This is a genomic window from Terribacillus sp. JSM ZJ617, from assembly GCF_044383785.1.
Lineage (GTDB): Bacteria > Bacillota > Bacilli > Bacillales > Amphibacillaceae > Terribacillus.
The window spans coordinates 88,369-102,432 of the sequence record NZ_JBISEQ010000003.1; the positions used below are offsets into that span (position 1 = coordinate 88,369).

Annotated in this window: 6 protein-coding genes; all 6 read left to right on the top strand. The window is 44.4% G+C overall.

Annotated elements, in window-relative coordinates; translation table 11 throughout:
- Positions 1 to 20: 20 nt before the first annotated feature.
- The 6 genes from ACH6C1_RS11960 (at position 21) to ACH6C1_RS11985 (ending at position 14,036) form a co-directional block, all read left to right on the top strand.
- Positions 21 to 5,801, top strand: a complete 5,781-nt coding sequence (locus ACH6C1_RS11960) for a lamin tail domain-containing protein (protein ID WP_374077358.1) — start codon at positions 21 to 23, stop codon at positions 5,799 to 5,801.
- 307 nt (positions 5,802 to 6,108) lie between these two features.
- Positions 6,109 to 8,955, top strand: coding sequence for a 2-oxoglutarate dehydrogenase E1 component (locus tag ACH6C1_RS11965; protein ID WP_374077360.1), 2,847 nt, complete (start codon positions 6,109 to 6,111; stop codon positions 8,953 to 8,955).
- Positions 8,952 to 10,217, top strand: coding sequence for a 2-oxoglutarate dehydrogenase complex dihydrolipoyllysine-residue succinyltransferase (gene odhB, locus ACH6C1_RS11970; protein WP_374077362.1), 1,266 nt, complete (start codon positions 8,952 to 8,954; stop codon positions 10,215 to 10,217). The genes ACH6C1_RS11965 and odhB overlap by 4 nt, the downstream gene beginning before the upstream one ends.
- Positions 10,218 to 10,328: 111 nt before the next feature.
- Positions 10,329 to 11,825, top strand: a complete 1,497-nt coding sequence (locus tag ACH6C1_RS11975) for a spore germination protein (protein WP_374077364.1) — start codon at positions 10,329 to 10,331, stop codon at positions 11,823 to 11,825.
- The gene (locus ACH6C1_RS11980) at positions 11,812 to 12,921 is read left to right on the top strand and encodes a GerAB/ArcD/ProY family transporter (protein ID WP_374077366.1); all 1,110 of its coding nucleotides are present in this window, start codon (positions 11,812 to 11,814) and stop codon (positions 12,919 to 12,921) included. Before ACH6C1_RS11975 ends, ACH6C1_RS11980 begins: the two co-directional genes overlap by 14 nt.
- Positions 12,918 to 14,036: a Ger(x)C family spore germination protein gene (locus tag ACH6C1_RS11985; RefSeq protein WP_374077367.1), complete on the top strand. Its 1,119-nt coding sequence runs from the start codon at positions 12,918 to 12,920 to the stop codon at positions 14,034 to 14,036. Before ACH6C1_RS11980 ends, ACH6C1_RS11985 begins: the two co-directional genes overlap by 4 nt.
- The last annotated feature ends 28 nt before the right edge of the window (positions 14,037 to 14,064 follow it).

Consider the following 14,064-nt stretch of genomic DNA (forward strand, 5'->3'; position numbering starts at 1 on the left):
TAAAAGATAGGGGGAGCTATATGAAGCGTTCATATCGAATGGCTGCTGGTCTCAGCGCATGTTTGCTGCTTATGCAGACAGTTGTACCCGCATCCATTCCAGCCGTAAATGCAGAGGAAAAGATTCGGGAAGAAAAGGTTTCTATCACAGAAGTCTACGGCAGTGAGAAACAAGGTGCTGATGGTTTATCTTTTATCGAAGTACATAATGGAACAAAAGAAGCGAAATCCTGGAAGGATCTTAACATCATATACACAACCGACCAGGAGCAAAAACTTACAGTTCAAGAACAAGAGGAGCAAATTCCGGCAGATGGCTATGCAGTACTTGCTCTGGACAAAGAGGCAACCGTCGAAGCTTTCAACAGTCATTTCGGTACGGAATTGACAGACGCAGCATTCACCACCGTGACAGACCCCTACATATTCACAGACGATGAACAGCAGCTTTCCATAACTGATACAACGACCGAGCAGACCTCCGTTTCTGTTTTCCATTTCCAAGACGTGGAGAAGGCAGAAAGTATCCACTTTGCTAATAATCAAGAGACGCCTACCATCCTGGCAGCACCATCACCAGGATCCGAAAGGATAGAGCAAGCTCAAGCTGAACAGGAAGAAACAGTGGAAGACTCGGAGCAGGATTCCCCTGAGGAAGATGTGAAGGAAGCACCTGCTGCAGAAGGACAAGAGTCTGATCCAGCGCCTGAATCAGAGACGAAGGACCAGGTACAAGAAGAACAAGCTGATGCTGAAGCCAAGGAACAGCCAGCTGAAGAGACCGAAGAGCAGACTGGAAAAGGTGAACAAGAGAAAGCAGCAGAAACGGATGAACCAGCCCAGGAGGAACAACCTGAGCAGCCTGCACTCGCTCATGAAGCGATTTCCAATGCCGATAGCAGCCAGGATCTTACTATCACTGCATCTATTGAAAACGGAAACGCAGATTCCGCAGTACTTACATATGTTACTGCTCCTGGAATGATCGAACGAAAGGTCGACATGACAGACAAAGGTGATGGCAATTGGGAAGCTGTCGTTCCGAAAGAGGTGCTATGGAGTCCGACGTTCCAATACAGCATTGATGTGGTCAGTGGAGATGCACCGCTCCGCTTTCCTGAAAGTGGATTTCAGAGCATACAAGTAGCAGTTGCCGAGCCTGATCCGCAGACACAGCCGCCCGTCCTTATCACGGAAATCGTTCCAGACAGTGATAATATCAGCGGTGCTGATGCGTATGAATTCATCGAGGTTTATAACAACTCCGATCAATCGATGGATTTGAAGGATTATAAACTTTCCTATCAATATCCTGATGGAAGGCAGACAGATTGGGATATCGATCGATCTGTCACATTGGAGCCAAAGGGTAAGGTTGTCATCTGGATCAAGAATGGTGCGAACCAGTCACTTGGGCTAGCTGATTTTAACAGCCATTATCAGACTGATTTGTCAGAAGACCAAATAATCGAAATGAACAATGATGGAATGGCAAATGGATCAGCTCGTACCATTGCATTCCAAACCGACAGCGGAGCACAGCTTGCAGCAGCAAGCTACAATGACTCGGAAGGAATCGATGATACGTTTCCGAATCAAGGAATCACGTACCAAGCTTCCGGTACCGCGCAAATGAAGAAGGTGGGATTGCAGCTGAACGCTTCACCTGGCGCTTTGATTGATGGACAAGTTCCAGCAGAAACCGTCAAGGTCGAAAAAGATGAAACAGCTCCGGAAATTAGTCATGAACCGGTGAAAACAGTTACCATTCCTGCACCGCTTCAAATTGAAGCTGCCATAAAAGAAGAGAATTTCATTCAGCATGTGACGCTTTATATCAAAAAAGAGGGCGCGGATGAATTCGAGCAATATAGCATGCAGCATACAGGAGAACTATATAAAGCTGAAATTCCTACTGCTGACCTGGAAGCAGGAACGCTCGAATATTATATTGAAACATCCGATGGTTTCAACAGTTCCAAAACAGATACTTTTAAAGTGGAAGTGAAAAAGCCGGATACTGATTTTTCTGTGCTCCCTTCTTTATTAGTAACAGAATTGGTGCCCGATTCTTCTAATGTAAATGGAGCGGACGGATTTGAATTCATCGAGGTTTACAACAATACGACAGCTCCGGTCGATATGCAGGATTATGATTTGACTTATGTATATCCGGATACGAGAGTGACCGCTTGGAAGCCGGACGAAAGCCCAGTCATCCAGCCTGGGGAGACTGCTGTATTCTGGATTATCAACGGTTCCAATAATGATTTGACTGCTGATGATTTTAATAATAATTACAGCACGAATTTAACCCTCGGTGTAAACTTGTTCAAAGTACAGTCGGGCGGGATGGCAAATGGCGACCAGCGAGGAATCGGTGTAGCAACAAAGACTGGAAGTACAATTGCGATGGCAACATATAACGAGGTGTCAGGCGTCAAAGACACTGTTGCCAATATGGGAATCAACTTCAAGTATCCGCTCGATGGCTCGACAAATATGTTAAAACTGAATGCTGGTACCATACTTGGTACTCCTGGAACTGTCACTTCTGATCAAGTTCCCGGCGAACCTATCCAAGTGGAAGAAGATAGCGTTGCACCAGAAGTGAAGGATCTGACGGACAAAGATACCATCAATCAAACGGAAGATCTGCAGATCTCTGCTGAAGCTTCTGATGATAAAGGTGTCAAACGTGTATCCGTATTCTATCGTACTGATGACACTAGTGACTACAAACGGGTTGATCTAACCAAAAACGAACAGACAGGCTACTATCATCACACAGTTTATACACCAGAGCTGATTGCAAAGGATTATGTGGAATATTACGTGGCTGCAACAGATGGTTTCAATGAAACAAAAACAGAAACAAAGCGTGTAAGTATTGAGCGTGATCAAAAAGAGTCCAGCCCGCGTTTGAATGTGGAGGAAGGACAGCTCATTTCTGGAACATATAAGCTAAAAGCGACTTCTGATAACGCAGGTCAGGAAACAGCATTGCTTATTGACGGGAAAGAAGTTGAGCAGACAGACAAAGCATTGGAAACAGAAGCTTATTTCGCATTTGATGTGAATGGAATCAATACGTATTTCCAAAATGCAGTTGTACAAGATGGGGAAGTGCTGCGTATATTCGATGACTGGATCGATACGTACACGACAATTACTGTTCCGGTTGACCCCGATACGCTGAAGGAAGGAAAGAATACAATCAGTATCCATGCCGGAAACAAAGCCTCTCCTTTCCAGCTTGAATCTCCGGAAAACCGGGATGACTTTGATGCGAAGAATGTCCGACTTGTTTTAGGGGATGGAACTGTCTTGTATGATCCGGCGTTTGCAGATCCAAATCAAGTAATTGATATTGGAGATAACGGTAATTATCGTCCGGTTCAGGATTTCACTTTCACCATCCAGCCCGAGAAATTCCAGGCAAATGCATATGAATGGGATACGACGAAAACAGAAGATGGTACACACACGATTGAAGCTAAGGATGGAGAAGCATCTGACAAAGTTTCCGTGACTGTTGACAATACTGTGCCAGTCATTGAAACAGCAATGGAAGACGGAAAATCGTACAAAGGACCATTCACGATTGATGCCAGTGCAGAAGATGCTTTGAGCGGTCTGGACAGCCTAACTGCAGAACTTGATGGAGAAGAAATTCAGCTTCCTTATGAGACTTCATCTGCAGCCTTAGCTGCTGGCGATCATCAGCTTCTGCTGCGTGCGGTTGATAAAGCTGGAAATGAAGAGGTTCGTACAATTAATTTCTCTACTCCTGAAGAGCAGCCTGCAGCTCCAGAATTGATCAAACCGGAAGATGAAGCGGGTAATGTCGGGAAAAATCCGGAGCTTGAAGTCAAAGTGACAGATCCTACCGGAGATGATATGGACGTTACTTTCTATCAAGGACATAAATATAAAGTCAGCCAAGATAGTGAAATCAAAGCGTACAAGAATGCAGCAGATTACGAGCCGCCATCTGACTACGCGCCAGACGGGGAAGAAGCATTCAGCAGCGAGGATATCGATAAGGTTGCGGATGTAGATGACAAGTATTTAATTAACGACAGTGAGACGCAGTTCCCTTACCATCGATTTGAGGTTCCTGTTTCCAAGGATGTTGACGAAAAGAATGTCGTCGAAGTCAATTGGAGCGGTAATTCCCTGCCAGGACGCAAGGTTTCCATGTATGCGTGGAATCATCAGGAAGAAGACTGGCAGCTGATTGATTATAAGGTAGCAGGAGATGAGGACTTCGATTTGCAAGGATCCGTAAATGTCGATGCCTTTGTAAAAGACTACAAGATCAATGTCCTGATTCAAGATGAAATTGCAATTGAAGATGAAGATTATGATTATAGTTTCGTCTGGATGTCTGATACGCAGTATTATTCCGAGAGTTATCCGCATATTTACAACGAACAAGTGAATTGGATAGCTGAAAACAAAGACAAACTTAATATTGATTATGTAATGCATACTGGTGATTTGGTGAACTTCTCGGATCAGGAATATCAATGGGAAGTCGCAGATAAGGCGATGCAAGTATTGGATGACGCAGGGGTCCCTTACGGCGTCTTGGCCGGGAACCATGATGTGGAGCAGAAGAGTAATGACTATACTGATTACTACCGTTATTTCGGAGAGGATCGTTTCAAAGATAAACCTTGGTACGGCGGTTCTTATAAGAATAACAGAGGACATTATGATCTGATCTCCTCTAATGGCAATGACTATATTATGGTCTATCTTGGCTGGGGCATAGATGATGAGGGTATTGCATGGGCGGATGAGGTTCTTAAAGCACATCCGGATCGGAAGGCGATTCTGAACTTCCATGAATATTTGCTGTCATCTGGAAACCGTCATCCAGTGGGTGAAAAGCTCTATCAGGAGCTTGTTCTGGATAATGAAAATGTGTTCGCTGTCCTATGTGGCCACTATCATGCTGCAGACATGCTCGTGGATGAAATTGATGACGATGGCGATGGTGTAACCGATCGCAAAGTCTATCAAATGCTTGCCGATTACCAGGCAGGTCCTGAAGGCGGTCAAGGCTATATGCGCATCTTGCTCTTTGATGCAGAAACCGATCAAATCAAAGTAAAAACATACTCTCCATATATGGATGATTACAACTATTATGATGAGGATGAATTCCCGGGAACGGACGAGTTCTCTATCGGGCTTGAATTGGATGCTCAAAAGAAACGTGTAGCTACTAACTATGTAGAAGTGAATGTATTCGGCACGAAGGAAATAGGAAAAGCGGAAGATGTTAAAAGCGGAGAAACTGCTTCTGTTACATGGGATGGATTGACCTCTGACCATGAATATGCCTGGTATGCTGTTGCAGAGGATGCGCATGGCGGCAAGACGAAGTCCGATCTGTGGACGTTCACTACTGGCGGGGGAGCGCCTGCCCCTGGAGACAATGGGAACGAACCGCCTGCAGAAAATCCACCAGGAGATGATGGAGACAGCGGGCAAGAAGATCCGATAATCGGCGGTGGAGAGAATCCATCTGAAGATACCGGTGGGAAACCTGACGGAAACAGCCAAAATGGAAATACGAATCTACCAGTGAATCAAACACAGCCTTCGGGTGACAATACAGCGAAGAATGTATCGCCTGTACCTGCAGATTCTAAAAAAGCGACACCATTCGGCGGAATTCTCCCTGAAACTGCAAGTCAGCTGTATAATTATTTGTTGGCTGGCGCTGTACTGCTTCTATTAGGCGGAACCTTGTATTGGTTTAATAAAAGAAGAACAGCAAACAAATAAAGTTGGAGGATAAATGGAAAATAACTATCCATTTATCCTTTTTTTAATTTAAAAAAGCAATGTTTTTTTCTTGCTGAAATAAAAATGTAAAAACGCTTTCAAAATGATGATATTTATGAAAGGTAATTATATAAACCCTTATATATCAATGAAGAAAGCGTTTTAAAAAATTTCTTGTTTTAGTTGTAAGTTTTGTTTTGTTACGGTATATTGGGAGTGTGAAATCGTAACAAGCCACTTAAAAAAATTTCCAATTTCAAAGCCTTTGCTATTCTAAAAAAAGTTACTTCTATTGGGGGGAACAGTCGTGGGACAAAAGGAATCTAGCGAAAGATTCTGGGAGAACTTCCATGGACCGAATATGGGTTATGTGGAGGAGCAATACGACAATTATAGGCAAGATCCGGAATCAGTGGAAGCATCATTGAAAGAACTATTCGATACGTATGGAGAGCCGAGGGTGATGCGGCGTCAAGGGGAAGACGCGCCATCAACAGGAATGTCCGAAGCATCCATAAAGAAAATCACTGCGGCAATTCAGCTTGTAGAAGCAATTCGCCGCTATGGGCATCTGGAAGCAGATATCTACCCAGTCGGCGGAGAGCATACGGAAACTGCGGTACTGACCAAGATGGAGGATTTTCAGCTAACTGAATCTGATTTACGGGATATACCGGCAAGCTTTGTCTGGGAAGAGGCTCCGAATGATGTACATACGGCTTTGGAAGCCGTTCAGCTACTGAAGGAAAGGTATGCAGGCACCACTTCCTTCGAGTATGATCATGTCGGCAACCATGAAGAGCGCAAATGGCTTCAGGATCAGATTGAGACTGCATCCTATATTCCAGGGTGGAGTGAAGCCGATAAAAAAGAAATTTTGAAACGGCTTACAGACGTGGAAGGCTTCGAATCCTTCCTGGCGCGTACTTTCGTCGGTCAGAAACGTTTCTCCATCGAAGGTCTTGAAGCGATGGTTCCGATGCTGGATTCTATCATTAAAGAAGCGTGTCTCGCTGATACTGATGAAGTGATGCTTGGCATGGCGCATAGAGGAAGGCTATCTGTACTAGCACATGTATTAGGCAAGCCTTTCGATCTTATCTTCTCTGAATTCAATCACACAGGTGAGAAAGAGTTGCTTCCTTCAGAAGGTTCAAGAGGCCTGCATGGCGGCTGGACTGGTGATGTAAAATACCATTTCGGTGCTGTAGCGGAACACCATGAAGGTCAGGAAAAGCATACAACTATTACATTGGCTAACAACCCCTCCCACTTGGAATTTGTCAATCCGATCGTAGAAGGATTTACAAGAGCGGCCCAGGACAATACATCACAAGCAGGGTATCCGGATCAGGATCCGTCGAAAGCGCTTAGTATCCTTATCCATGGTGATGCTGCTTTCATCGGGGAAGGTGTTGTAGCTGAAACGCTTAACCTAGGGGATTTACCGGGATATACGACTGCTGGTTCGGTGCATATTATCGCAAACAACCAGGTTGGCTTCACAACGAATCGCCGCGATGGACGTTCAACCCGATACGCAAGCGATTTAGCGAAGGGTTTTGAAATTCCAATCGTTCATGTGAACGCTGACGACCCGCTTGCATGCGTAGCAGCAGCATCGCTTGCTTTCCGTTACCGCCAGCGTTTCCATAAGAGTATTCTGATTGATCTTGTAGGTTACCGTCGTTATGGTCATAACGAGATGGATGAGCCGCGTTCCACACAGCCGATCCTTTATCAGGATATCGATGCGCATGATACGGTAGCTAAAATCTTCTCTGCGAAACTGGAAGAAGAGAAAGTCATCACAGGAGAAGAAGGCTACGACTCTCTTAGTGCGCAAGTCGGTGAACATCTGAAGGATATCTTCCAGAATATGAAGGAAGAAGATGCGAAGGAAAAGCTGCCGAAACCAGAACCGGAAGCTCTGAAATGTGATCTGCCTGATATCCAGACTAGTGTCCCGGCAGATACTTTGTTCTCCCTTAATAGACAGCTACAGAAGAGACCGGAAGGATTCCAAGTCTTCAAGAAGTTGATCAAGATTATTTCCAAACGGCATCAGGCATTCGAAGAAGAAGGGAAAGCAGACTGGGCTGTCGGTGAGATTCTGGCTTATGCCAGCATTTTACAGGAAGGCACGCCAATACGTCTGACTGGTCAGGATTCAGAACGGGGCACATTTGCCCACCGGCACGCGGTGCTGCACGATGTCGAAACAGACGCAACCTATTCTCCGCTGCATGGCTTGGATGAAGCAAAATCATTTGCCCTTCATAATAGTCCGCTGTCAGAGGCAGGCGTTATCGGCTTCGAATATGGTTATAGCGTACACAATCCGAATGCTTTTGTTCTTTGGGAAGCGCAATTCGGAGACTTTGCCAATACAGGACAGGTCCTATTCGATCAGTTTATCGCGGCTGGCCGTGCTAAATGGGGCGAAAAGTCCAATATGGCTATACTGCTGCCGCATGGATACGAAGGACAAGGACCGGAGCATTCCAGCGGCCGGGTGGAAAGATTCCTTCAGCTTGCAGCAGAGAATAATTTGATTATAGCGAATGTGACAAGTTCCGCTCAGCTGTTTCACCTGCTTCGCCGACAAGCGAAACTAGGGGGAAGAGAAGAGGCTCGACCTCTTGTGCTAATGACGCCGAAAAGCTTGATGCGGAGTGCTCGTCTGGCAAGTAACCTGGAAGAATTCACAGAAGGAAGTTTTTCGTCCTTGCGTGTTCAGCCTAATAACGAGGCGACATCTGAAACAGCTAAAACACTTGTATTAGGAAGCGGAAAAGTGATGGTGGATCTGGAAGAAGCGATGGAAAAAGAAGCGGGTGCATTTGAAGAGCTTCATATCGTCCGTGTAGAGCAGCTTTATCCATTCCCTTCCCAGAAAATCAAGCAGATTCTTGAAGACTACCCTTCAATCAGAGAAGTGAGATGGGTTCAGGAAGAACCGCGTAATATGGGAGCCTGGACATTCGTCCGCGAAAGAGTTGAATCAATTCTTTCAGAAGGTCAAACACTTGAATATATCGGCCGTCCGGATCGTGCATCACCTGCAGTAGGAAAGCCTGCTGTACACAAAACAGAACAGAAGCAGATCATCAATCAAGCCTTAAAGCTGTCCAAGGGAGGAGTTAGCGTATGAAGGAACTGAAAGTACCAGAGCTGGCAGAATCAATTACAGAGGGAACGATTTCCGAGTGGTTAGTAAATCCAGGTGACCATGTTGAAAAAGGGGATCCGGTTCTCGAATTGGAAACAGATAAGGTAAATGTGGAAGTCAACGCGGAATATAGCGGTGTGGTAAAGGAACTGCTGAAGGAAGCAGGCGATGATGTAGAAGTAGGCGATATCATTGCTACAGTTGACGAGAATGGCGAGGCTGGCGGTGAGGCAGATACATCTGCAGCAGAAGAGACGAAAGCAGAAGCGGCAGCTGTAGCAGAAGCTCCAGTTGAAGAGAAGAAGGAAGAGACAAAAGTCAAAGCGGCTGAACCGGCTGCCTCCAATAAAAATACGCTGGCAACTCCGGCTGCTCGTAAACGTGCTCGTGAGTTAGGTATTAGCCTGGATGAGATCTCAGCACGTGATCCATTTGGCAGAGTTCGTCCGGAAGATGTCGAGGAAGCAGCGAAACCGAAAGAAAAACCTGCCAAGCAGTCAAAAGATGATAAACAAAAACAATCGGCAAAGACAGAATTCGAGAAACCTGTCGAGCGGATAAAAATGACTCGCCGTCGTCAAACGATTGCGAGCAGGCTGGTGGAAGCACAGCACACGTCGGCGATGCTGACTACTTTCAATGAAGTCGATATGACAGCAGTTATGCAGCTTCGCAGTGAACGCAAGGATAAATTCCTCGAAAAACATGATGTGAAGCTTGGGTTTATGTCCTTCTTTACGAAAGCAGTTGTCGGGGCATTGAAGGAATTCCCTTATATCAATGCAGAGATCCAGGGTAATGAAATCGTTTTGAAGAAATTCTACGATGTTGGTATCGCTGTATCTACTGATGATGGACTTGTCGTTCCAGTTGTGCGGGATGCAGATAGACTGGACTTTGCTGGCATTGAAAGCGAGATCTCCCGACTAGGTAAGAAAGCCCGTAACAAAGAGCTTAGCTTGGATGAACTGAACGGAGGTTCATTCACTATCACAAACGGTGGTATTTTCGGATCACTCGTTTCCACACCGATCTTGAACACACCGCAAGTAGGTATCCTGGGAATGCATACGATCCAAAAACGTCCAATCGCGATGCCGGATGATACAATCCAGATTCGCCCGATGATGTACCTTGCATTATCTTACGATCATCGTATCGTCGATGGAAAAGATGCGGTACAGTTCCTTGTGCGTATCAAGCAATTGCTGGAAGATCCATACGATCTCCTTTTGGAAGGTTAAACTATAAAAACCGCCCTCGTTATGAGGGCGGTTTTTTGTGTGCTCTTTTTCTACATATCTTTCCTGCACCTGCACAAACTAACAAAAATGAAACTGGAAAGGTGCGTCGCCATGGGTTTTTTCAAACAGAAGAAGAACCAGCCAGTACAAGAAAAAGTCATACGTGAAGACAAGATGCCGCCGCATCAATCCACAGTATCACTAGAGAAAAACATCCGTTATATCCAGGAAGAGATGAAGAATTCGGCTGATCTAAAAGTACGGCTGCTTCCAGGCAATAAACAAGCGTTGGTTTACTTGGATGACATTACAGATCCGGATAAAATACAACGATATATATTCGTACCGCTAATGGAAATGGATGGGAATATTCAAAGAGTTAGAGATCGGGAAGAAAGTGAAGATCTCAATAAAGCCGTTTCTGCACTTTTGGAAGGTAAAGCTGTCTATTTAATAGAAGGGGATGCTACATGCTACTTCTTCAATGTTCAGCAAAATGTGACCCGGGCTATCATGGAGCCGATGAACGAAAAGGTTATCAAAGGATCGCATGATGGTTTCAATGAAGATATCAAGCAGAATATCAATCTCATTCGCCGCCGTATTCAGCATAGGAGCCTGACGATAAAAAAGCAGACGGTTGGCGATTACACAGAATCTGAAATTGCCTTGGTCTATGTGGAGGGCATAGTAAATCCAGATGTAGTGAAGGAACTGGAAAAAAGGGTGAAAAATATCAGCAGTGATGCACTATTGAGTGCTGGGGCCTTCAGTGAATATATTGAAGATCGCACGTATAGTATCTTTCCGCAATTTTTGAGTACGGAAAGACCCGATAAAACTGTTGCACAATTGATGGAAGGCAGAATTGCGATTCTTTTTGCCAACAATCCTACATGTCTAATTGCTCCGGTTACTTTCTTTGCCTTTTATCAATCGCCGGATGATTATAACACACGCTGGCTCGTAGCAACTTATATTCGTTTAATTCGCTTGTTCAGTTTTATTTTGGCTATAACACTGCCTTCTTTCTATATAGCAGTAGTCGGCTTTCATTTTGAAGTGATTCCGGAAGCACTTATTTCACCTGTACTGGGTGCTATTCGGGATATTGCTTATCCGCCAATTGTAGAAGCAGTTCTGATGGTAATCGTCATCGAACTGATACGGGAATCCGGTATCAGGCTGCCATCCCCTATCGGCTCTACAATTGGTATTGTCGGTGGTCTTGTTATCGGTGATGCGATTGTGACAGCTGGATTGGTATCCAATTTGATGGTCATCGTCATTGCCCTCACTTCTCTGGCTTCCTTTGTTGTGCCATCGAATGAAATGAGTGATTCGCTAAGGATACTGACATTTCCGCTGATCATCCTGAGCTCTGTTCTTGGTTTTATCGGGATTGCTTTTGGTTTACTGATGGTTCTGATCCATCTTTGCCGGATGGAATCGTTGGGACTCAGCTACTTTACACCTATCCAGTTCCGGGATTTAAAAGATACAGTAATTCGTGTTCCGCAATTTTTAATGAAGCGCCGCCCAGAGCAATTAGGATCACCGCGTCCATACAAGTCCAATGAACTGAGTGATGAAAATGGCAGTAAGTGATACGAAGCAGAAAATCACCTTGTCCCAACTTGCTTATATCTTTATTCAAAGTCAAATTGGCGTCGATATTTTGAATCTGTCCACAGTACTGCATAAAGCAGCTGGGGCGGATGGCTGGATTCCTCTACTAATCGGTGGTGTGATTTCCACTGTCTTCGTAATAATGGTGTTGCATATCAGCAACCGTTATCCTGGTGAAGGTTTGTTCGATATTCTAAGAAGCAGTTTTGGGAAGCCGTTAGGCAATGTAGCCGGATTCGGATATTATGTTTATTTTCTTGTTGTTGCGATATACCTTCTGACGTCTTACGGGGAACTGATCAACGAGTGGCTGCTACCGGAAACACCGATCCTGGTACTCTATGTGCTATTGCTCGTTAGTGCGCTCTATACTATTTCAGGTGGATTAACTGTCATTGCCAAGGTATTCACCTTTTTCGCGGTTATTTTGTTTATTATTTCCGCATTGTTTCTATTCGGTTTTGTGGATGCAAAGTTCATTTACATGCTGCCGTTCGGTCAGGCCTCCTTTTCAGGCTATATGGAAGGGATACGAGTCACGATTTATTCGTTTAGCAGTTATGTGCTGTTATTGCTGTTTGTTCCTTATGCAAAGGGCGATTTAAAACAAAAAAAGCGGACATTGATCGGCGCAAACTTACTTGTGCTCCTATTCTACCTGTATACAGTCATCGTTTCCTTTGCGCATTTTGGATCAGATCAGATTGAACATGTGTCACAGCCTGTTCTTTATATGCTTCGAACTGCGGATTCTGTCATTATTACAAGAATCGATATCTTTGTGCTTACCATGTGGACTGTTTTCGCAATGACAGCTTTTGCAGCGTATCTGTATGGTGCAGAAAGGGCTTTCGCTAAAATACCGAAGCCGAAGAAGAAGATGCTGAATGTATATACAGCTTCCATCATCGTTCTTGCTGTTTCCTACTGGGGAGGACTAAATGAGAAGCATATCAGAAATATCATTAATTTCCAGGATTTAATTACAGAATACTTCACCATATATATTCCGATTTTACTATTCCTTCTATCTTTCTTTCGCCGAAAGGATAAGAAAAAGGGGGCAGCACAATGAAAAAGCTGACTATGATACTGCTAAGCTGCACGCTTATATTGTCTGGCTGCTGGGATACCAGGGAATTCAAGGAAGTGAAGATGGGCATTTCTGCTGCCTATGATTTGACAGAGGATGGTGTTTATACGAATACCATACTCATACCGAATGTACAGAATAGCGCACAAGGACCGGGACAGGAATCAACCCAATTTCTAACGGCAACCGGAAATACTCCCTCGGAAGCAAGAACGAACATCGATAGACGGTTATCATCGACGTATAGTCCGACACAGCTTGATGTTGTTCTTTTTGGAGATAAGCTTGCCCGACAAGACATCTATCCATATGTGGATGCCTATTACCGCGATCCGAGGATGCATCTTGATGTGGTACCAGTGGTAGTGAAGGGTAATGCAGAACAAGCGCTGAAAGTAGTTCCTAAATCCGAGACGCGTCCGAGTGAATATATAGAAGGTATCGTCGAATCGGAAGTAGAAACAACAAATACTCTTGAGACCAGTTTGCAAGCGATCGGTTCCGAACTTTATGAAGAGGGGGAAGACTTCAGCTTACCGCTCTTACAAGTCGGGGACGGGGGAAAAACGGTGTCTTATGAAGGGTTAGCGCTGTTCCATAAATCAAGTTATACGGGGAAGGATATTCCTTTCGAACATACGACGCTCTTTTTATTGATGAAGAAGGTTAAAGGTAAAGTAGCTCGTATTACTACCAAAATATTTGATGGAAAGAAGCCGGAACCAGATAACTATACGACCATTAATATTGAGGATTTTTCCAGTAAAATCAAGTCGAAGCCAGATAAGCAGAACAAAGTAAGGACCGATATAACATTGAATCTAACCGTAATGATTCAAGAGTACCCACAGGATCATCTTGCTTTGAAAGATTTACCTGAAGTCAAAAAAAACCTGGAACAGGCATTGACTGACCAAGCAAATGAAACAATCAAAATAATCCAAGATGCGAATAGCGATGTGTTCGGAATCGGCCGAAGCATATATGGTCATTATCCGTCACACTGGGAAAAGCTTGATTGGGAAAAGGATTTCAAAGAAATAAAAATTGTTCCTCATGTGACTGTAAATATCCGTTCACGCGGAATTTTCAGATAATTTAACACTTTTCTATAGTTTGTTTAAT